The following is a 20,075-nucleotide window of genomic DNA, read 5'->3' on the forward strand; positions in this document are numbered from 1 at the left end:
TTTCTCCCTAGTCACGTTGCACATTGCCGTTGAGTTTCTTGACGGAATTCTTGCTGAACTTCGGGCGCCCCGTTTCCTTGTATGCCTTCTCCCAATCCTCGTCGGACATCCCTGCTTTCACGTTGACCTGGGCCGAGCCGTTCGGCAGCGGAGGCGGCTTGATGTTCATGACGGAAGCGTTGCCTGTCGCCTGCGCATTCGCATCCTGAACGCCGACGGCGACGGCGAACGTGGTGATCAATGCGACGAGTGATCCGGCGATGCTCAACCCGTTTCGAAAAGATTCATTGCGATGCGAAGGCATGATTTTCATCCTTTGATATGCAAAATAAGTTCATCTCGCTCGCGAGACGAGCATGGAGAATCACCCTCCGGAATCGGGGCGCCATGTCGTTAATTTTTGCTGCGCAATTGAAACCAGACAAATAAATCCGGGAGGAGATGGCTTTACTTTCAAGCTAGATCCGTACCATCGGTCGCAAATGGGCATGCGCCAAGGGAGTGAAATTCATGCATCGACGCCACTCGAAAATTGGGCCGATAAAACGTTTCAGGCATGCAACGCGGCGGTGTCATGAATTTAATCGGACAAACGCGCGAACCCTGTTCGTACGATTCAGGGAAAACCAGTCAATCGCCGAGCTTCTCTGAGCGCAACGCGAAAATTTCCTCCGGTGACATGCATGTGCAATGACGACTGAAGCGCCGGCTTTCCGGTTCGACGCCGGTTTATCCGGCTGGTCACCGCCGGAATCGTGTGGCGATTTCCCGAAAGTGACGATCGGAGCCCGGCAGAGGGTCGGAAAACGATGTGTCATCCGGTCGATCGACGGCGTGTTTCAGCACTGAAACATTTGGCTCGGATTCGGCAGGCCAATCCCGTGCGGCCCCCTGCGATGCACGTAACGTCAAGGGTCGCGCAGCGATGGCGCACGACTTGCTACATGAGCTGTGTGCTGCGGAGTCGGTGCGCGGGGGCACTGCGCAAGCGTCGGGTGGAGAGCGGCGGCAGGCGATCAGGAATGCAGGGACGGAGGCAGGCAGGCAAGTGGGAAACGGGCTGTCAAAAAGTCATCCACTGAACACGTTGCATCGTTCGCGATGCAACGTGACCACATCGAGAAAGCTCGCGTGCTGCCGGCTTTTTCGAGCGGCGGGAATTCGCGCGGCGCAAGCCACGGAGTGGACGTGACGGGGCCGGCGAGGACGGTGAACTTTCGTCTTTCGTCGATACGAGGGGAAATAATCAAATACAAGATAAAAGCGCGGAAAAAATGATGGATAACATGATTTGGAGTGCGTACTTATACGCACTTAACCTTGTCGCCATTGTGACCGCAATTGTCATCCTGGTAAGCACACTGGATGACCTCACGCTGGATGCCTGTTACTGGTCGTTTGAAATCCGGCGCATCCTGCGTCGTGAAAAATCGCAAACGATCGATATCGGCATGCTGCGCGCGCTGGAAGAACGGCATCTGGCGCTGATGGTACCGGCCTGGAAGGAATACGACGTGATCGCCAAGATGATCGAAAACACCTTGGCGACCCTCGAGTACGAGCGATACGTGATATTCGTCGGCACCTATCACAACGATGCCGAAACCACGGCCGAGGTCGAACGCATGGTCCGCCGGTACCCGGGCAGGGTCACGCGCGCGACCGTCATGAACGACGGGCCGACCTGCAAGGCAGACTGCCTGAACTGGATCGTCGAAGCGATCCTGCGCTACGAAGCGGTCCACCGAATTCAATTCGCGGGCGTCGTCATGCACGACTGCGAGGACGTCATTCATCCGGTCGAACTCAAGTATCTCAACCACGCGGTCGCGGATAGCGACCTGGTCCAGCTTCCCGTGCTGTCCTTGCCGCGAAAATGGAACGAGTTCGTCGCCGGATGCTACCTGGACGACTTCAGCGAAACACACCAGAAGGACGTGCCGGTTCGGGCCCGCCTGACCGGCATCGTCCCGGGCGCGGGCGTTGCATCGTGCTACAGCAGGCGCTCGATCGAAGCGGCGATGAAGGAACGCAACGGCGCGCCGTTCAACACCAGTTCGCTGACCGAGGATTACGACTTCAGCTTCCGGTTGAGAGACCTGGGGATGAAGGAAACCTTTGCATGCATTCCATTGACGGGCATCACGCGCGATGCAGTGGAAAAACGCGCAACGGGTGGCGTCGCCGATCGCAACCTGCTGGCCACGCGCGAGTATTTTCCGAAAACATTTCGTACCGCGTACCGTCAGCGCACGCGCTGGATCCTCGGCATCGCCTTTCAGGGCTGGGAGCAACTCGGCTGGAAAGGCAATCTTCTCACCCGATACATGTTCTTCCACGATCGCAAGGGCATCGTGACCTCGCTGTTTTCGGTCATTGCCTATGGCGTGCTGATCAACTTCCTGTTGCTCGGCGCACTTCAGCGATCCATCCATGTCATCCCCGTCGGCGCCCCGCTCGTCATGGCGAGCCACTGGGTCGCGCCGCTGCTGTGGATCAACACCGCCATGCTGTTCGCGCGGGCCGGGCAGCGTTTCCATTTCGTCAGCAAGCTGAACGGCCCGACCCAGGGGCTGCTGTCGATCCCGCGGATGTTCGTCAACAACCTGATCAATTTCTACGCGGTTTGCCGCGCGTGGCGCATCTATATCGGCCACCTGGTGACCGGCAAGCCCATCGCCTGGGACAAGACCAGCCATACCTACCTGTCGAACGAAGCGCTCGGGAAAGCACGCATGAAAGTCGGCGAGATCCTGGTCGGCTGGGGCGTGGTCACGCTGGAGCAATTGCAGGCGAGCCTCGATAAGCAGCTGACCTGCGGCAAACGGCTCGGTGAACTGCTGGTCGAAGGCTGCGCGATATCCGCCGAATCGCTCGCGGATGCGATCGCCGAGCAAGCCGAACTGCCCCGGGTGAGCCTCGGCAACGTCGCGGTAGGCCACTTCGCGGATTCGCTGGCATTCGAGCTCCAGTACGCATACCACGCCGTCCCGTTTTCGACCGCGGAAGACGGCACGTTGAACGTCGCGGTCGGGCGACCGCTCACGCCGGACGAACAGGACGTCGTGCGGCGCGGCGCCCGATCGAACGTGGCCTACTTCATCGCCTGCGATGCGGAGATTGCCGCCGAACTCTCCCGGCACTCGCGCTTCGTCGAACTCGCCCGCGTACGCGACGGCGACCCGGCGGCGCAGCAAGGCGCCCTCGTGACGAAACCGTCGGGAGAACAGGCATGAAGCATTCGAAACCCCCGATCGCGGCCGGCCTCAAGCGCTGCGCACGGTTGAGCGCACTGGCGATCGCCGTGTCGCTGGCGTGGCACGCGCCGGCCTCCGCCGCGCAGCCGCTGACGCCCAAAGCCTACCGGCTCGCCGACAGCGCCTACAAGGCGATCAATGTCGGCGACCTGCCCCTCGCGGAAGTGTATGCGTCGCGCGCCATCAGGATTCAGCCCGGTAGCGAACAGCTCGGGCTGCTGCTCGTCGACGTATACAGGCGGGAAGGAAAGGTCGACGAAGCGGACGCATTGGTGGAATCGCTGATGGTTCGTTTTCCGAAGAGTGCGGCGGTGCGTGCGCAGCATGGCTACCTGGCGCAGCGGCAGATGCACTACGACGTCGCCTGCAGCGATTTCTCGGCCGCCGTCGCAACCGGGAAATGGAGCAAGGACCAGCAGCGCAACCTGCGTCTCGCCTGGTCGGACAGCGCGCTCGCGGCGAATCGTCCGCATGAAGCCGGCATCGCGCTGGCACCGCTCGCCGATGAAAAATCGGCCGTGGTGCAGTTGCGCATCGCGCAGTTGAGCCAGCAGGCGGGCGACCGCGACACCGCGATCCGGATGGCGGACCTCGCGGCCGGCGATGCGACGACCGAAGGCGAGCGCAACATGGCCGCGTCGATCGCGGCGCAGGCGCGGCAGGCAGACCAGCCCGACCAGGCGCCGGTGGACAATACCGCGCAACAGAAGTTGCAGGAAGCCTATGACCTCTTGCGTGATCACAAGGATCGCGAGGCACTCGACGCATTCCAGGAGGGCTTCGCCGGCGGCGCCGGCAACGCGATGAACTACGCGGACGCGGGTTATGCCGCCAAGCGGATCGGATTGAACGACGAGTCCATCGACCTGTTCGAGCACAGCCTCGACGCCGACGAGAACGAACACAAATTCGATGCGCAGCACAAGTTCGGCTATCGACGGGAAGTCGAGCAGCTTCAGCGCACCTGGGGGTTCGTGCTGAGCGCGCCGTACCAGTCGGCCGCGTTCGGCCCGCAAGGCACGATCAGCGTGTTGCAGCCGGGTATCGAAGCGTATTGGCAGCCGCCGAAGATCGGCTATCAGAACGGCCGCATCTTCCAGTTCTTCGTGCGTGGATACGGCACGGCCTACGACGGGACGGGCAACGTGACCGGCATGCCGACCGTGCAGGGTTCGGTGGGCGCGCGCTACAAGCCGCTGCCCGACCAGAACGTCGTGCTGACCGCCGAGCGGCTGTTCCACGTCGGCAGCCTGTCGATGACGGACTGGCTGATGCGCGTGGGTTATTCGTCGGAGGCCGGGACCGACCTGCGGGTGACCGAACCGAGCTGGCGCAGCTGGCAGGCGTATGTCGAGGGCGCGTACTTCATCAGCGCGGGTCGATACATCATTTATTCGGAGTTGCGTTACGGGCACACCTGGCGTTTGCCGATGATCAGCGATCGGCTGACCATCTACCCGCACGCCGCGGTGGCCGGCGATCACGACAATCGACAGCCGGAAAAGACGGCGATCGGCGCCGGGCCCGGCATCCAGTTGCGGTACTGGTTTCGCGAAGGGCGGTACAGCGCGCCGGCAAGCTATCTGGATGTCACGGTGCAATACCGGTTCGGATTGACGTCAGCGGCACGCGCACGTGGTCTCGTGGTACGCGCGACATTGTGGTTCTAACCAACGACGCTGACGCTTGCTCCTGGATGGCGCTTTTCGCTTAGTTGGGCGCCTTGAGCGTGATGATCGTCTGACGCAACAGCTGGAAGTACGAGCTCGTCGAATACGGGAGCATTTGCTCGGCGTAGTTCCACCAGAAGAATCCGCCGATGAAACGCGGATCGGTCATGCTGTTGACCATCGGGTAGTAGGTCTTGATCAGGTTCTGCTGAACCGATGCGGGCGCGGAGATATCCGAGGTGCCGATTTCGCCGAAGCCGACCTTCGCGTTCGGGAAGATGCTTTCCAGCGCCGCGAAATCGTTCTTCCACGTCGGGTTCAGCCCCGGGCAATCCTGATACGGGTAGTAGCTGAACAACGCGTAGTCGGCCTGCTGGCGGACCGTCGAGGACAGGAACGCGGTCGGCCACGTCTTCCAGTAATCCTGCGGCTTCTCCCAGCAGTTGTTGCCCTTGCTGTCGTCGTTGTAGTACAGCGTGATGGCCGTCTTGCCGCCGTTCGATTTGACGATCTGGTTGGCCGCCGCAACCATCTGGCCGATCTGCTGCTCTTGCGAGTTGACCACGGAATTCGTGCCGCTCGGGTTGTTACGCAGCCATTCGCCGTTGATTTCGTTCGCGATCTCCCAGACGTCGACGGTGTTCTTCAGCTGCGACACCAGTTCCTGCGTTCTTGCCTTGTACGTGGTGAGGTCCGTCGGGAAATAGTAGGAATCGTAGACTTCGCCCATCACGTACGCGACTGCGTGCAGGCGCAGCAGAGGCGCGTAGTAGTCGGCGGCCGACGTACCCGGATCGAACACGACACGCACGGTGGGCTTGTACGGCAGGTTCTGCAGCGACGCGACGATGGCGTCCAGTTTGGTCAGGTCGTCGAGGGTCACACCGTAGACGGGATTCTTCAGAGGTTCGACCTGGGCTTCGGCGGGCCGGGATAAAGGCATGAGCCCGGCATAAGCGACGCATGCGGCGATGGCCGTGCGCGAGAGATTTTTCGTCAGTCCTTTCAAAACGCTTTCCGTTATAAAGTAAGAGGAAGCGCGATTTTAGACGAAAATAAAAGCTAATTATCGGATGATACGCGAAGTAGCGGGCCCTAAAACTTCGTTAGGATTGGTATCGAATACGAGGGCTCCGAGGTGTCGCGACGGGCGATTGTTACGAAATACTGATTAAATCGGCGCGGGGTGCGGAGACGCGGCAGAGGCGTCCAAGGGTAAAGCCGATGTCCGGGTGGTTGCTTGCAAACGATTGCGGACATCCCAAGCCGGCAGCAACGGATTTCGACTGACAAGCACGGCAGCGTGAAGGGAGCCGCTCGCCAGGGTCGCGTCGGAACGTCCGTCGCCAGAGTCAGATCAGGCGAGTAAGTCAAAACCCTGATCTCTCGGCCAGCGTCGGATCAGGCCTGAGATTGCTTCGCCGTCACGCCATCACGGGCCGTGATCGACCCGAAGCCGACGTACGCCGGCACATTCGCCGATGCCGAGAGCAGAAGCTCAATTGAATATTCCGATCAGACCGTGTACCGAAGGGTTTCGCCGAATGGCCCGGACTTCACGCGTCCGCTGAGCGTTTGACCGTGAATCGATCGCCGATCGAGGAGCCGACCGGGCCATTGGCACCCGGCAGGCTTCGCAGACGCGGGCGACATCAAGCTCCCCAACGCTTGAAGACGAGGCTGGCGTTCACGCCGCCGAAGCCGAAACCGTTGGCCATCGCATGAACGATCGGCATGTGCCGCGGCGCATCGTGCACGATGTCCAGGCCCTCGGCGAGTGCGTCCGGCTGTTCGAGGTTCAGCGTCATCGGGACGACCTGATCGCGCAAGGCCAGGGCGGTGAAGATCGCCGCTACGCCACCGGCCGCGCCCAGCAAGTGGCCCGTCGCCGACTTGGTAGAGGTGATGGCGAGCGGGACGTCGACGCCGAACAGGTCGCGCACCGCGGCCAATTCGCCCAGGTCGCCGACCGGCGTCGAGGTCGCGTGAGCGTTGAGATGCTGCAGGTCGGACGCGGTCAGGCCGGCCTGCGTCAGCGCCGCCTGCATCGAGCGTCGCGCGCCGCTGCCGTCTTCGGGGCCGGAGGTAATGTGAAACGCGTCGGCGCTGGTGCCATACCCAATGAGTTCGACCAGCGGGGCGGCGCCGCGCGCCAGCGCGTGCTCGAGCGATTCGATCACCAGCATGCCGGCGCCTTCGCCCATCACGAAACCGTCGCGAGTCCGGTCGAAGGGCCGCGATGCGCGGGTTGGCGTGTCATTGAAGCCGGTGGACAAGGTCTTCGCTGCGGCGAAGGCGCCCAGGCTGACGCGATCGATTGCGGCCTCGGCGCCACCGCACACCGCGATGTCGGCCTCGCCGCAGCGGATCAGCCGCGCCGCGTCGCCGATGGCCTGGATGCTCGCGGCACAAGCCGTCACCGGGGCGCCCATTGGCCCCTTCAGGCCGTGCCTGATCGACACGTGGCCCGCGGCAAGGTTGACGAGGAACGAGGGAATCGTGAATGGCGACAGACGCTTCGGTCCGCGCATCTCGGTCGTCCGCACCGCGCCCGCGATCGCCGGAAATCCACCGATGCCCGACGCGATGACCGTGGCTGTGCGCTGCCGGGACGCTTCGTCGGCCGGCGCCCATTGCGCCTGCGCGAGTGCCTCTTGCGCGGCGGCGAGCGCGAAGGCGATGAAGCGGTCAATCTTGCGCTGGTCCTTGGTCGACACGAAGCGGTCGATGTCGAAGCCGCCGCACGCATCCTCGTGCACATCGGGCACCACACCGCCCACGCGGGCCGCGATGTCCGCCGTCATCGCATCCGGCAGCAGGCGCAAGCCTGACTGGCCGGCCAGCAGCCGCTGCCACACCAGCTCGACTCCGCAACCCAGCGGCGAGACCATTCCCATGCCGGTGACGACGATTCGGCGGTTCGCAGTGGGCGTGATGTGCATGGATTCTGTCCTGGTCGATCTATTGATGATGATCGACATCATACAGTATTGAGTATGATTGTCATCAACACGCAATGCCATGCGCACGAAAGGATCTTCATGAAAGTCTCGAAAACGCAGGTGGCCGAAAACCGCCTGGCCATCCTGCAGGCCGCGGCCCGGCTGTACCGCGAGCGCGGTTTCACCGGCGTGGGGGTGGCCGACATCACACGCGAGGCCGGGCTCACCCACGGCGGGCTGTACCGGCACTTCGAATCGAAGGACGCGCTGGCGGCCGAGGCCGCGGAATACGCGTTCGAGTGGAAACTCTCCGAGCTGGAGACACCGGATGCCAACGCGAACACCGACGCCGACGGGTTCCTTCGAACTGGAATCGCGAATTACTTGTCGCCGCAGCATCGCGACAGCATCGGCCAAGGCTGCCCGGTGGCCGCGCTCGCGGCAGACGCGGCACGCGAAACGGGTGCGATCTCGGACGCTTTCGCCCAAGGCATCGGGCGCTACATGACGCTATTCGCGCAGCGGAGGCCCGATGGCACCGAGGCTGCGCAGATCGAACCCGAGGACCGGGTTCGCGCAATTTCGATGCTGTCGACAATGGTGGGCGGGTTGATCCTCGCCCGAGCCACCGCGCGGGGATTGCCGGCGCTATCGGACGAGATTCTCGCGACCTTGCGCGATCATCTTGCGGCCACATGGGGCCTCGATGAAGTCAACGTCGACGGGCACGACTAGAAAGCCATCGGCGAAGGGGCGAATCCCCCCGAACCACACCCTGTCCGGTGAACTCGCCCCCTTCCGGTTTCCGCTCAAACGGACGCGTTCCGGTTCGCCTCGATCACCGTCAACGCCGTCATGTTCACGATCCGCCGCACCGTCGCACTGGACGTCAGAATATTCACCGGCGCGTTGACGCCCAGCAGGAACGGTCCCACCGCCACATTGCTGCCCGCCTCCGTCTTGAGCAGGTTGTAAGCGATATTCCCCGCGTCCACGTTCGGGCACACGAGCAGGTTCGCCGCCCCCTTCAGCGGCGACATCGGCAGCAGCCTCGACCGCAAGCCCTCGTCGAGCGCACAGTCGCCATGCATCTCGCCGTCCGCCTCGATATCGGGCGCCTGCTCCCGGATGATCTCCAGCGCCCGGCGCATCTTCACGCCCGACGCCGCACTCCCCGACCCGAAGTTCGACCGCGACAGCAACGCCGCCTTCGGCGTGAGGTTCAGCCATTCCATCTGACGAGCCGCGGCAATCGTGAATTCCGCGATCTGTTCGGCATCGGGATTGTCGTTGACGTGCGTGTCCACCAGCGCGACCGTCCGCTGATCGAGCAACAGGATGTTCATCGCCGCGTACGTGGACGCACCCGGCTTCCTGCCGATCACCTCGTCGACGAACCGCAGGTGGTTGTGATATTCGCCGACCGTGCCGCAAATCATCCCGTCCGCATCGCCGAGCCGCACCATCATCGCGCCGATCAGCGTCAGGCGGCGCCGCATCTCGACCCGCGCCATTTCCTTCGAGATGCCGTCCCGGCAGCGCAGCTCCCAATACGTCGTCCAGTACTGCGGGAACCGCTCGTCGTACTCGGGGTTCGTCACCTCGACATCCTGGCCGAGCCGGATCCGCAAGCCGAACCGCTCGATGCGCGCCAGCAGCACTTCCGGGCGCCCGACCAGGATCGGACGCGCCAGCTTCTCGTCGACGATCACCTGCACCGCGCGGAGCACGCGTTCGTCCTCACCTTCGGTGAAGACGATCCGTGCCTTGCCGCCGTCACGCACCAACCGGCGCGCCGTCGCGAACAGCGGCTTCATGAACGCGCCGGAGTGGTAGACGAATTGCTGCAGTTGCTCGACATACGCGTCGAGATCCGTCAGCGGGCGCTTCGCCACGCCGCCTTCCATCGCCGCCTTCGCCACGGCCGGCGCGATACGGACGATCAGGCGCGGGTCGAACGGCTTCGGAATCAGGTATTGCGCGCCGAACGCCACGTCGTACGCGCCATAAGCCGCCGCGACGACTTCGTTCTGCTCCTCCTCGGCCAGCCCCGCGATCGCGTGCACCGCGGCGATCTCCATTTCGCGGGTGATCGTCGTCGCGCCCACGTCCAGCGCGCCGCGGAAGATGTACGGGAAACAGAGGACGTTGTTGACCTGGTTCGGGTAGTCCGAGCGCCCCGTCGCGATGACGACGTCGTCGCGCGTCGCGTGCGCCAGTTCCGGGAAGATTTCCGGCGTGGGATTGGCCAGCGCCAGAATCAGCGGGCGCGGCGCCATCTCCTTCAGCATCTCGGCACTCAGGATGCCGCCGACCGACAGGCCCAGGAACACGTCCGCGCCGCCGATGACGTCGGCCAGCTTGCGCGCATCGGTTTCCTGCGCAAAGCGCGACTTCGCCGGGTCCATCAGCGCGGTGCGCCCGCGATAGACGACGCCTTCGATATCGGTCACCCAGACGTTTTCGACCGGCAGCCCGAGGTCGACCAGCAGGTCCAGGCAGGCCAGCGCGGCGGCCCCTGCGCCCGACGTCACGACCTTCACTTCCGAAATCGACTTCCCGACGACCTTCAGCCCGTTGATGAACGCGGCGGACACGGTGATGGCGGTGCCGTGCTGATCGTCATGGAAGACCGGGATCTTCATGCGCTCGCGCAGCTTCTGCTCGACCGTGAAGCATTCGGGCGCCTTGATGTCCTCGAGGTTGATGCCGCCGAAGGTGGGCTCGAGGCCCGCGATGATGTCGACCAGCTTGTCCGGATCGGTTTCGTTGATCTCGATGTCGAAGACGTCGATCCCCGCGAACTTCTTGAAGAGCACGGCCTTGCCTTCCATGACCGGCTTGGACGCGAGCGGGCCGATGTTGCCGAGACCCAGCACGGCCGTGCCGTTCGTGATCACGCCGACCAGGTTGCCGCGGCTGGTGAAGCGGTGCGCCTGCAGCGGATCGGCGGCGATGGCCTCGCACACGCCCGCCACGCCCGGCGTGTATGCCAGCGCGAGATCGCGCTGCGTCACGAGCGGCTTGCTGGCGACGACCGAGATCTTTCCCGGGGTCGGAAATTCGTGATAGTCGAACGCTGCCTGCTGCTGTGTCTCAGTCTGTTTCATGTTTTTCGATCCGGGCACGGGCGCCAGGCCAGTCCCGGCGCGATCCATGAAGGTGATTCTAGGGATCCGCCATAAGGTGATGATTCTGTTTTAATATCGCTCCATCACTTTTTCATGATGAATACGTGATCAGTCAATGACTTTTGACGCGAACGACGTGGTCAGGCGGCTGGGCGCGCGCCTGAAGATCCGGCACCTGGTGCTGTTGCTGCAGATCCAGCAGCACGGGTCGCTGACGCGCGTCGCGGAGCACATGGCCAGCAGCCAGCCGGCCGTGACGAACGCGCTGTCCGAGCTGGAGAGCATGTTCGGCACGCCGCTCTTCGAGCGCTCGTCGCGCGGCATGCAGCCTACCGCGCTCGGCGCGGTCGTGCTCGAGCGGGCGAAGGCGATGATCAAGGATCTCGACCACCTCGCCCGAGAAATGGAGGCCGTCGCCGCCGGGCATGCGGCCCACCTGCACATCGGCGTGATTCCGTTCATTTCCGGGCAGATGCTGTCGGCGGCGCTGAAGCGGTTGCAGGCGCGCATGGAACGGCGCCTGACCGTGACGATTCACGAAGGCACCAGCGATCAGCTCCTGCTGCAGCTCAAGGACCACAGCGTCGACATCGTGATCGGGCGGGCGTCGTCGGCGATCGACCTGGGGCAGGTTTCCTTCGAAGTGCTGTACCAGCAGCAGCCGCGCATGATCGCGAGCCGGCGTCTTGCCGCGAAACTGGCCCGCACCGCGCTGGACTGGCACAAGCTGCACGCGCTCGACTGGATTCTCGGCGCCCCGCATACACCGATGCGGGAACAGGTCACCGACCTGTTCCTGTCGGCCGGCATCCCGCCGCCCGTTCCGATCGTCGAAAGCTACTCGTCCAAGCTGATCGGCGAGATGATCGCGTCGAGCGACGAGGCCGTATCGATCGTGCCCGCCGACATCGCGGAAGAACTGGTGCGGATCGCCGGCGTGGCGATCGTGCCGTACTCGCTGGTCTGGACGCTTCCGCCCATCGCGCTCTTTACCCGCGCCGCCGATTCGCGCTCGCCGGCGCGGGATCTCCTGGTCGACGCGTTGCGCGAGGTATGCAGGGAGACTTACGGGGCAGCGCAGCGATGAGGCTGCGGGCGGCCGCCTGAACGGCGGTTTGCCCCCGCCGGCAACCCACGCGCGTGGCGGCGGAGGCGCGCCGCACCGGCAGCGCGCTACTTGCTGGCGGCGAGGTGACGCAGAATGTCCGCACGCTCGGCGCTCAACACATGATCCGAGCCCTCGCCGCGGTCATAACGCTTCGCGGTGCGGTAGGAAAACCGCTTCCTGTACTGCCCGATGGCGGGATCGAACGTCCACGCGTCGACGACGAAAAAGTGCTTGCCGAAATGATCCTCGTCGTCGGCCCACACGAAGTCCGCCCGAACGAACACCGGATAGGGCGACACGTCCGGCACCTTCCACATCGCGCGATCGGCCGTCTCCGTCTGGGTGACTTCCGGCATCAGGTTCTCGATCTTGCCGTTCGCGCCATAACGCAATATCGCCACGCGCTCCAGCATCCCGCTGCCACCGCCCGAGAACATCCCCGAGAAGAACACCCACGAGCCGCCCGACGCAATCGGCAGCCGCTCGGACCGCGGCATCAGTCCGAACTGGTAAAGCTCCTTCGACGAATGGGGAACCGGCTCGGGCGGCATCTCGAAGCACGGCGCACGATCGGGGAGCACGCAGAGTTTCACGCCGGACAGCGGAAGCCCGTCCGAATCCTGCCGGCCCTCCGCCTGGGTGAAACGCGGGAATGCCGGTTCGCTCGGGGCGGCCTGCGCACCCGCGATGCCGGCGACGGAAATGCCCAGGATCACCCCGAGCGACTTGACGACCCTGCGCATGCACCTGCCCTCTCTCTCATGTTTTGATAGCCGCGAATTGTCGATGATCCGGCCGCTTCTGTCGAACGGGCGGTTGCGGCCGGCCTGCGCTTCGCGCCGGTTCGTCAGACCGTCGCCAGAACCAGACGCCCCGGCGATGCGCCGATGTGCAGCCCGTCGGCGCGATTCGCGAGATAGCGCCGGTTCAACTCGTCCGGCGTCCATGTGTTGCTGTGGCTGAAGCCCAGCGCGGCGAGCCTCGCGGCCTCGTCGAGATACATCGTCACGCCGAGCCAGCTGAACAGCGCCGGTTTCATTCGCTGCGCCGCTTGCGGAGAACAACCTCCAGCATCTCGGCCGGCGAAAGCTCCCGCCCGTCGTATCCGGCGCCGAAGTAGGCCTCGGGCCAGAAGATCAGGTCCGAAATGCGGTCATCGCCGGTGTTGACCGACAGACATCGAACCCAGTAATCGACAAGCGCCTCGTCGCCTCGAGATCCCCATACGGCATCCAGCAATTCCAGCAGCTCCGGTTCCGACAGATCGGTCGGCACGGTATGCCAGTCGATTGCCAGTCGCTTCGCAAATCCGTCGGCACTCGTCGAGCCAAACGCGCCGAGCACGTCGATTTGATCGACGTCCTCGCCAAGCAATCGGGAAATCTGCTGCAACTCCGCTACGTAACCGCGTCCGTTCTCGTGCAGTTGAAACACGGCTCTTGTCAGCGGCAGCAGGTGTCGAAGCTTGTCGTGGTCGACGGGGTCGCGCAGTTCGGCTCGCATGCGTGTTCTCGGGGTACGGCGGTTGGTTGAGGTATCCAGGTGGATTTGCCGAGGTTCCAGTTGAACGCTAAACAGCGGGTTTCTCGTACAGCGACCAGACAATCCCGTCCGATTTCAACCCCACACGAATGAAGCCAAGCGACTCGTAGTAAGCGCAGAGCGTCACGTTTTCGACGGCGCAATCGAGCCGGACAAAATGTCGGTTCAAGCTGCTCACCTTGCGAGCGCACCAGTCGAGCATGAAACCGCCAAGCCCGAGCCCGTTGAAGCCTCGCCGCGCGCAAAGCCCGTGCACGTAACCGGCGATCGGCGCCTGGGGCCCCCAATGCCGGTCTTCGCCGAAGCCGAGCGAGAACGTTCCGGCCAACGCGCCGTCCAGCTCGACGACATACACGTCCTTTTCAGCAACGTTGCTCCGTACCCACCGCTCGGAAAATCCGTCACCTTCCTTGCCCCACGCATGGTCGCCGTACGTGAGCTTCTTCGCGTGCGCGTCGTTCCGGATCCGGGTCAGCACCGGTACGTCGTCTGCCGTTGCCCTGCGGATTTTTTTCGAAGTCATCGTCCGTTTCTCCGTGGCGTCTTCACGTCGCGGCTCGACAGCCGTCATCCCGCCAAGCCGTATTTTCGACCGCGGGCACTCGCCCGGTCAGCCGAAGGCACGACGCTCTCATGAAGCTGCCGCCTGGAACCAGCGCGTACACGGGCCCGTGTAAATGAGCACGGTCGCGATCGCATTGGCGAGAAAGCCCACTTCGATCAGGCTCAGCCTGAAAGGGAGCCCCATCACGAGAAGGGCCATCGTCGTGACGACCGTGAGCCCCAGTTCCAGCACACGCGCCAGCTTTTGTCGCTGGCAGAGGCCCACGATCAGGCTCGCGTTCAGCAAAAGCCAGAAGGCCTGGATGATCCCGATCATCGCAGCGCCTTTGCGCATGAGCACGGCTTTCGCCGCGGGGACTTCGCCAGTCTGGTCGAAACCCAGCATCGTGAGCCAGACGGCGAATCCGGCCTCGATGAGCCAGACGATCGTGAAGAGCGCGATAGCGTGACGGATCTGCAGCGGTGCGTCGGCGCGAAACGCCGGCATGGCCTTCAACTTGCCGATTGGCATCGTCTCTTTCAGGAAGCTTGCGCTCCCCGCCCCGGATTGTGTTCGTATCGTATTTGCCGCTTGTCGATTTCACGACGCAGCGAGTTTCGGCCGAGTGTAGTCCATCCGCAATCGCCTCAGACGCGTACACGCACGCACGCCGAACACGCCTCTAGTGCGAAGCATTCAAGCCCTGCCGGAGAGCCTCATAGATCCCCGCGCCGGCATCAACGATGAACAGGAGTGCAATGGCGACGCACGCAACGCGCCCGATACCGCGCAGGCGCGTCGCGCCGACATACAGCCCGACACCGCCGACGCAAAGCGTCACGGGCCAGTAGATGGCCCCCATGAGAATCGCGATGACGGGAAAAGGCAGGTCAATGGCGATGTCACTCATCCCGGAAAGCTCCGTTGCTCGCATGAAGCAAGCGTTCGCTCATCGATTCGACGGCATCGGTCGACCGCCGTCCATCCGCACATGACCTTGCAAGCCGCCTCGCCGCCCCATGCTGCCCGACAGGGCATCACCCCTGCGCCTGATGACACACCACCTCGATATTGTGCCCATCCGGCCCGATGACAAACGCCGCGTAGTAGTTCGCGTGATAATGCGGCCGCAGCCCCGGCGCGCCATTGTCCTTCCCGCCCGCCTCCAGCGCCGCGCGATAGAACGCATCGACCTGCTGCCGGTCGTCGGCCACGAACGCGATGTGAAGATGCGCCGGCCTCTCCGACGTCTGGAACAGGCACAACGATGGTTTGCCAGGCGGGGACATCTCGATGCCGTACGACGGATCGCCCTCACCCACCACCACGACGCCAAGCGGTTCAAGTGCGCTGAGGAAAAACGTCTTGCTGGCTGCAAAGTCGCTCACGCCGAATTTGACATGGTCAAACATGACTCCCCCTTCGGATGGATGGGTCTGCCGGCACCCGGATCTGATGTGCAAATCACCGCGATGTTGCCACATGCAGCGATCGGTGGCACACCTGCCCGCCCTCGAACAAAAAAAGCCCGACACGGTCGGGCCAACGAGCGAGATACAAGAAGAATCCCGCTCACCCCTCATCGAGCGGTCACACCGAGCTGCCTGACGTCATCATGACCGGGCAATAGCGGACGATCGCATACGACGTTGCGACCGATTGTCGATCGCCAGGCTTCCATGAAAGGGTTCGGAAAGAATGGCTACTGCGAAACGGGGGTGCCCGATGACGCATCCGCCGGCAGGGTCGGGAGCGGAACGGCCGGGGGCGCCCGCCCGAAAAAATTGGCCCGCACCTGAAAGCGCGGGCCAAGCCGAGAACACACAACACCTTGGGGGGGTATCAAGGCGAGACCAGTCTAGCTCGAGTCGCCGGAAAGAAAATTTCAGGCCACATTACAGCTATTACTCCATATAACGAAGCATCGGCCGCCGCCGTGTGCGGGCCAAGAGGCGACACTTCATCCGCGAGCGCGTGCGGCATTACGGCGTGCCGTTCGCCGGTGTTGCTTCGGACGGGCGACGGATGTAGTCGTGCCTCGGAATGCCTTGCCGCCTTCCCCGCAAACGCGGGCACCATCGAAGCTGGCGGTATCGCCATTCGCGCAAGCCGTGGATACCGCGCGCACGCGCTGCAACCGGTCAGGTCAGCGCGCGCCGGACAGATGCAGCGTGAACCACTCCACCGCCGCCCGGCTCGTTTCGTCGAAATGCTCGAGATACGGCGTGAAATGCCCGCCCTTGATCTGGAGCAGGCGCTTCGGCTCCAGCGCGTTTTCCCACGCCTTGAGGCACAGGTCGGTCGGCGTCAGCAGATCGTCGTTGGCCACGATCATCAGCAACGGGGTTGGCGAGATGCGGTCGACAAACTGGCCCGGTTCGTTCTCGCGCGACATCTCGGCGCTGCGCAGCGTCACTTCGTTTTTCCAGTTCGGCGCACACCGCGCCGCCGACTCGGTGAAGAACCGGTACGCATCCGCGCCCGCCATCGCGCAGGCTGTCGCGGGGTCCGCGCTGACTGCCGGCAACATCGCCGGCACGCCGCCCGCGAATCGCTGCCGGCGATCTTCATCGAAGCGAGCCAGCGCCGCGGGCACCAGATCGGAACGCGTGCGGCGCAACGCCGACTGATATCCGCTGATCGTCGGCACCTGCGAAACCACGCATTTGACGCGCCGGTCGATGGCCGCGACTTCGAGCACGTGGCCGCCGCTGTAGCTGGTGCCCCAGATGCCGATGCGTGCGGCATCGACGTCCGGGCGCGTCAGCAGATAGCTGATCGCATCGCGATAGCCGCGCTTCTGCTGCACGGGGTCGATCTCCTGACGCGGGTACCCGTCGCTCGCGCCGAAATTCCGGTGATCGTAGAGCAGCACGCCGAAACCGCCGGCGGCAAACACCTCGGCGTAGCGGTCCAGATACTGTTCCTTCACGCCGGAGAAGCCGTGCGCCATCACGATGGCCGGATACGCTTGCGTGCCGGCGATGCGCTGCGCCGGTTCGTAGTACCAGCCTCGCAGCGTGGCGGCTTCGGACAGGAATTCGATGTCGTGTCGCGTCATGTCGGCTTGCCTCGTTCGGTCGGTGGATTCGATGACCGACACGATAAGCGAGCGCGCCGCACTCCGCGTTTGCTGGAAGGACGTTTGCTACGCGGAATCGGACAGTTTCGCGTACGCGCTGGGCGTCATGCCTGCAAACCGGCGAAACACGGTCGAGAAGGCGCTCGTGGTTTCGTAGCCGAGTTCGGCCGCGACGGCGATCACGGAGCGCCCCGAGGCCAGCAGCGGGCGCGCGGCCGAAATCCTGGCCTGCTGGCGCCACTGGCTGAACGACAGCCCGGTTTCGGCGGTGAACAGCCGGGCCAGTGTCCGGCTCGACGCACCGACTTCGTCGGCCCATTCCGTCAGCGTTCGCTGATCGGCCGGATTCGCGAGCATCGCGTCGCAGACCCGGGCAAGGCGCCGATCCTGGCCGGACGGCAGCCGCAACGGTTGCTCGGGAGACCACTCGATTTCGGCGAGCATGAGCTGGATGACGAGCGCGTCGCGTCCGTCGGGATCGACCTCGACCGGGAACGACGACGCACGCACGATCAACTCGCGCAGCAGCGGCGAAACGTTGACCAGGCCCGGCTGATCCGGGTACGCGGATCGGCAGGCTCGCGGGTCGACGTAGGCGGTGCGCATTTCGAGTTGCCCGTGTGCGCGCATCGCGTGCGGCAGGTCGGGCGGAATCCAGAGTGCGCGGTGCGGCGGGATCATCCACAGCGACCGGCAGGCGATGACTTCGGCGATGCCTGTCGTGGTGTAGACGAGTTGCGCGCGCGTGTGCCGATGCTCCGCGACGACGAAGCCGTCGGGAAATGCTTTCGGCATGACGGCCGCGATGGCCGGTGCATGCTGGTAGTCGCGCGGGTCGGTACTCTTTGTGACGGGTGCGATGCCGGCCCGCTTCGGATCCGCCGCGTCGCCGTGCCCGATCGCTTTACCGTGGCCGCGCCTTTCGACCTTCATCGCTCGTCCTTTCATGTGTGCGGAATCGCCGGCGCGTGGGACCCGGCGAACCGGACGGATGATACGGGAATGTCGGAATGAAGCAGCAAATCGGCAACCCGATCTCACCGCTGTAGCGCAAACTCGACAAGCAGCACCGGACTTCCGATGTCGACAGTTTCAGCAGCGTGCCGCACGACCTTGGAGGTTCGACTCCTTGCTGCTATCGTTGTGCACGCAATTAATTTTCTGGAGCGACCGATACATGCCCTTGATCTTGCGCCGAGCGACGGCGGCTGATGCCGCGGCGGTGGCTGACGTGTATCTGCGGTCGCGCAACGCGTTCGCACCCTACGCGCCGCTCGCGCACTCCGAAGCGGCCGTCCGCGACTGGATTGCCGACGTACTTGTTCCGTCGGGCAACGTGACCGTTGCGATGTACGACGATCGCATCGTCGGCATGGCCGCACACGTCATCGCTGACGGTGCGGCATGGCTCGACCAGTTGTACGTGTGCCCCGAATTCAAACGACAAGGGATCGGTTCCGCCCTCCTGGAATCGGTGAAGTCTCAAACGGTTGGCAAGCTCCAGCTCTATACGTTCCAGATGAATCGCGATGCTGCCGCGTTTTATGAGCGGCATGGGTTCGTTGCCATTGCATATAACGACGGAAGCAGGAACGAGGAAGGTTGTCCCGATGTGTTGTATTGCCTGACGCGGTAGCTTCCGTCCGCATGCTCCACGTCGCCGGTCCATCAATTGCCGGCTGGCTTTCCTGGCGTTTGCGTCGCATACAGCGGCGCCCCGGCCATCGGCTCATGCGTCCCGCACACACAAGAACGAACCGGCTCCCGATGCGCCACAGGCCGCTGGTCCAATATATGATTCATCACCATTCAGCCGCTTCAGGTCGAACGAATGCCCAACTTCCCCCCGGATCTTCGCCAGTGGTATTACTTCGCGGCCGTTGCCGAGGAGCGGCACTTCGGCCGTGCGGCCGCACGCCTCTCGATGACCCAGCCGCCGCTGTCGCAGGCAATACGCTCCCTGGAACGCGAACTCGGCGTCGAGCTCTTCGCACGCACGAAGCGTGCGGTCGCGCTCACGGCAGTCGGCGAGGCGTTGCTTCCGACGGTGCTGAAACTGCTTGCCGCGGCCGAGGAGCTTCCCGCGCTGGCAAAGAGCCTCGCCCTCGGCGAGACCGGAAGATTGTCGCTCGCGTTCGTCTCGATTGCCGATTACGGGCTGCTGCCCTCGCTGCTGCGCGAATTCGGCATGCGTTATCCGCTGGTGCGATTGCAACTGACCGAAGCGACGAGCGACGTGCAAATCGAAGAGCTGGTCGCGGGCCACATCGACGCGGGCCTGATCATTCCGCCGTTGCCGCCACGCTACGTGGCCGAGCTGTCGTATCTGCCGCTCCTGAGCGAGCCGCTCGTGCTCGCGATGCCGAGCGCCGCGTCGACGGCACCCGACGACGTGCCGATTCACCTGAAGGAAGTGGCAGACCTTCCGCTCGTGATTTTTCCGCGTCGTCTCGCCCCGAGGTTTTACGACGCGATCATGGAGTGCTACAGCGACGTCGGTGTCGTCCCGCACATCGGCCAGGAAGCAATCCAGATGCAGACGATCGTCAGCCTTGTGTCCGCCGGCATGGGCGTCGCCCTGGTGCCGCAATCGTTGCGCAATCTGCGGCGTACGGGTGTCGTCTATCGCCCGCTCGCACACGGCTCGTTCGTCGTTGAAACCGGCCTCGTCTGGCGCAAAGGCGATATCGGGCACGTCCTTGCCAGCTTCATCAATATCGTGCGGACACTGGCCTCGGCATGACGCCGGCCGCAGGCGGATCCGCTTTGGCATGTCCGGGCGGATTGGCAGGCCACTTG

General features: G+C 63.7%; 18 protein-coding genes and 1 pseudogene. 6 read left to right on the top strand and 13 right to left on the bottom strand.

The features are described from left to right. Positions 1 to 7: 7 nt before the first annotated feature. Positions 8 to 313 carry a hypothetical protein gene (locus ABIC51_RS15575; RefSeq protein WP_124839421.1) on the bottom strand — a complete coding sequence of 102 codons (306 nt, stop codon included), beginning with the start codon at positions 311 to 313 and terminating at the stop codon, positions 8 to 10. A 964-nt stretch (positions 314 to 1,277) separates the two neighbouring features. On the opposite strand from ABIC51_RS15575, the gene ABIC51_RS15580 reads away from it, so the two are divergent. Together ABIC51_RS15580 and ABIC51_RS15585 are read left to right on the top strand one after the other, a co-directional pair. Then, positions 1,278 to 3,236: a glycosyl transferase family protein gene (locus tag ABIC51_RS15580; protein ID WP_226128156.1), complete on the top strand. Its 1,959-nt coding sequence runs from the start codon at positions 1,278 to 1,280 to the stop codon at positions 3,234 to 3,236. Next, entirely contained in the window at positions 3,233 to 4,927 is a 1,695-nt protein-coding gene (locus tag ABIC51_RS15585) for an NfrA family protein (protein WP_175899296.1), read from the top strand. Before ABIC51_RS15580 ends, ABIC51_RS15585 begins: the two co-directional genes overlap by 4 nt. Positions 4,928 to 4,967: 40 nt before the next feature. On the opposite strand, the gene ABIC51_RS15590 is transcribed toward ABIC51_RS15585, so the two are convergent. Beyond that, positions 4,968 to 5,870, bottom strand: coding sequence for a hypothetical protein (locus ABIC51_RS15590; RefSeq protein ID WP_060208666.1), 903 nt, complete (start codon positions 5,868 to 5,870; stop codon positions 4,968 to 4,970). Between the two features lie 709 nt (positions 5,871 to 6,579). After that, positions 6,580 to 7,869, bottom strand: coding sequence for a beta-ketoacyl-ACP synthase II (gene fabF / locus ABIC51_RS15595; RefSeq protein WP_175899465.1), 1,290 nt, complete (start codon positions 7,867 to 7,869; stop codon positions 6,580 to 6,582). Positions 7,870 to 7,968: 99 nt separating this feature from the next. Between fabF and ABIC51_RS15600 the strand changes: the two genes are divergently transcribed. Further along, positions 7,969 to 8,604, top strand: a complete 636-nt coding sequence (locus ABIC51_RS15600; protein WP_175899294.1) for a TetR/AcrR family transcriptional regulator — start codon at positions 7,969 to 7,971, stop codon at positions 8,602 to 8,604. 74 nt (positions 8,605 to 8,678) lie between these two features. Here ABIC51_RS15600 and ABIC51_RS15605 read toward each other — a convergent pair whose 3' ends face one another. Beyond that, on the bottom strand, positions 8,679 to 10,979 hold the full coding sequence (locus tag ABIC51_RS15605) for an NADP-dependent malic enzyme (RefSeq protein ID WP_027790699.1): 2,301 nt from the start codon (positions 10,977 to 10,979) through the stop codon (positions 8,679 to 8,681). A gap of 136 nt (positions 10,980 to 11,115) precedes the next feature. Between ABIC51_RS15605 and ABIC51_RS15610 the strand changes: the two genes are divergently transcribed. Further along, positions 11,116 to 12,087, top strand: a complete 972-nt coding sequence (locus ABIC51_RS15610) for a LysR substrate-binding domain-containing protein (protein ID WP_354006541.1) — start codon at positions 11,116 to 11,118, stop codon at positions 12,085 to 12,087. An 86-nt stretch (positions 12,088 to 12,173) separates the two neighbouring features. Here the strand turns inward: ABIC51_RS15610 and ABIC51_RS15615 are convergent, their stop codons facing one another. From ABIC51_RS15615 to ABIC51_RS15655, 9 genes and pseudogenes are all read right to left on the bottom strand, one after another. Continuing rightward, the gene (locus ABIC51_RS15615) at positions 12,174 to 12,851 is read right to left on the bottom strand and encodes a hypothetical protein (protein ID WP_021156699.1); all 678 of its coding nucleotides are present in this window, start codon (positions 12,849 to 12,851) and stop codon (positions 12,174 to 12,176) included. A gap of 104 nt (positions 12,852 to 12,955) precedes the next feature. Further along, positions 12,956 to 13,141 (bottom strand): annotated as a pseudogene (locus ABIC51_RS15620) (hypothetical protein); the annotation flags it as partial. 2 nt (positions 13,142 to 13,143) lie between these two features. Next, entirely contained in the window at positions 13,144 to 13,611 is a 468-nt protein-coding gene (locus ABIC51_RS15625) for a hypothetical protein (RefSeq protein ID WP_175899290.1), read from the bottom strand. Positions 13,612 to 13,678: 67 nt separating this feature from the next. Further along, a complete protein-coding gene (locus ABIC51_RS15630) occupies positions 13,679 to 14,173 on the bottom strand; it encodes a GNAT family N-acetyltransferase (protein WP_175899288.1) in 495 nt (164 codons plus the stop codon). A gap of 108 nt (positions 14,174 to 14,281) precedes the next feature. Then, positions 14,282 to 14,725, bottom strand: a complete 444-nt coding sequence (locus ABIC51_RS15635; RefSeq protein WP_175899286.1) for a hypothetical protein — start codon at positions 14,723 to 14,725, stop codon at positions 14,282 to 14,284. A 151-nt stretch (positions 14,726 to 14,876) separates the two neighbouring features. Then, the gene (locus tag ABIC51_RS15640; RefSeq protein ID WP_175852198.1) at positions 14,877 to 15,104 is read right to left on the bottom strand and encodes a hypothetical protein; all 228 of its coding nucleotides are present in this window, start codon (positions 15,102 to 15,104) and stop codon (positions 14,877 to 14,879) included. 127 nt (positions 15,105 to 15,231) lie between these two features. Continuing rightward, a complete protein-coding gene (locus tag ABIC51_RS15645; RefSeq protein WP_060197547.1) occupies positions 15,232 to 15,606 on the bottom strand; it encodes a VOC family protein in 375 nt (124 codons plus the stop codon). Positions 15,607 to 16,340: 734 nt separating this feature from the next. Next, on the bottom strand, positions 16,341 to 17,255 hold the full coding sequence (locus ABIC51_RS15650; RefSeq protein WP_027790691.1) for an alpha/beta hydrolase: 915 nt from the start codon (positions 17,253 to 17,255) through the stop codon (positions 16,341 to 16,343). Positions 17,256 to 17,342: 87 nt separating this feature from the next. After that, entirely contained in the window at positions 17,343 to 18,209 is an 867-nt protein-coding gene (locus ABIC51_RS15655; RefSeq protein ID WP_354006542.1) for an AraC family transcriptional regulator, read from the bottom strand. A gap of 244 nt (positions 18,210 to 18,453) precedes the next feature. Here ABIC51_RS15655 and ABIC51_RS15660 point away from each other — a divergent pair, with 244 nt between their 5' ends. Together ABIC51_RS15660 and ABIC51_RS15665 are read left to right on the top strand one after the other, a co-directional pair. Beyond that, entirely contained in the window at positions 18,454 to 18,912 is a 459-nt protein-coding gene (locus tag ABIC51_RS15660; RefSeq protein ID WP_354006543.1) for a GNAT family N-acetyltransferase, read from the top strand. A gap of 195 nt (positions 18,913 to 19,107) precedes the next feature. After that, positions 19,108 to 20,019 (top strand): LysR family transcriptional regulator, encoded by a 912-nt coding sequence (locus ABIC51_RS15665; RefSeq protein ID WP_021156690.1) that lies wholly within the window; start codon positions 19,108 to 19,110, stop codon positions 20,017 to 20,019. Positions 20,020 to 20,075 lie beyond the last annotated feature (56 nt).

This window comes from Burkholderia sp. 572 (assembly GCF_040545135.1).
Taxonomy (GTDB): domain Bacteria; phylum Pseudomonadota; class Gammaproteobacteria; order Burkholderiales; family Burkholderiaceae; genus Burkholderia; species Burkholderia cepacia.

Coding starts and splice junctions, on each gene's coding strand:
- ABIC51_RS15575 (WP_124839421.1), bottom strand. CDS start 313: ATGAAAATCATGCCTTCGCATCGCAATGAATCTTTTCGAAACGGGTTG.
- ABIC51_RS15580 (WP_226128156.1), top strand. CDS start 1,278: ATGGATAACATGATTTGGAGTGCGTACTTATACGCACTTAACCTTGTC.
- ABIC51_RS15585 (WP_175899296.1), top strand. CDS start 3,233: ATGAAGCATTCGAAACCCCCGATCGCGGCCGGCCTCAAGCGCTGCGCA.
- ABIC51_RS15590 (WP_060208666.1), bottom strand. CDS start 5,870: ATGCCTTTATCCCGGCCCGCCGAAGCCCAGGTCGAACCTCTGAAGAAT.
- fabF (WP_175899465.1), bottom strand. CDS start 7,869: ATGCACATCACGCCCACTGCGAACCGCCGAATCGTCGTCACCGGCATG.
- ABIC51_RS15600 (WP_175899294.1), top strand. CDS start 7,969: ATGAAAGTCTCGAAAACGCAGGTGGCCGAAAACCGCCTGGCCATCCTG.
- ABIC51_RS15605 (WP_027790699.1), bottom strand. CDS start 10,979: ATGAAACAGACTGAGACACAGCAGCAGGCAGCGTTCGACTATCACGAA.
- ABIC51_RS15610 (WP_354006541.1), top strand. CDS start 11,116: ATGACTTTTGACGCGAACGACGTGGTCAGGCGGCTGGGCGCGCGCCTG.
- ABIC51_RS15615 (WP_021156699.1), bottom strand. CDS start 12,851: ATGCGCAGGGTCGTCAAGTCGCTCGGGGTGATCCTGGGCATTTCCGTC.
- ABIC51_RS15625 (WP_175899290.1), bottom strand. CDS start 13,611: ATGCGAGCCGAACTGCGCGACCCCGTCGACCACGACAAGCTTCGACAC.
- ABIC51_RS15630 (WP_175899288.1), bottom strand. CDS start 14,173: ATGACTTCGAAAAAAATCCGCAGGGCAACGGCAGACGACGTACCGGTG.
- ABIC51_RS15635 (WP_175899286.1), bottom strand. CDS start 14,725: ATGCCAATCGGCAAGTTGAAGGCCATGCCGGCGTTTCGCGCCGACGCA.
- ABIC51_RS15640 (WP_175852198.1), bottom strand. CDS start 15,104: ATGAGTGACATCGCCATTGACCTGCCTTTTCCCGTCATCGCGATTCTC.
- ABIC51_RS15645 (WP_060197547.1), bottom strand. CDS start 15,606: ATGTTTGACCATGTCAAATTCGGCGTGAGCGACTTTGCAGCCAGCAAG.
- ABIC51_RS15650 (WP_027790691.1), bottom strand. CDS start 17,255: ATGACGCGACACGACATCGAATTCCTGTCCGAAGCCGCCACGCTGCGA.
- ABIC51_RS15655 (WP_354006542.1), bottom strand. CDS start 18,209: ATGAAGGTCGAAAGGCGCGGCCACGGTAAAGCGATCGGGCACGGCGAC.
- ABIC51_RS15660 (WP_354006543.1), top strand. CDS start 18,454: ATGCCCTTGATCTTGCGCCGAGCGACGGCGGCTGATGCCGCGGCGGTG.
- ABIC51_RS15665 (WP_021156690.1), top strand. CDS start 19,108: ATGCCCAACTTCCCCCCGGATCTTCGCCAGTGGTATTACTTCGCGGCC.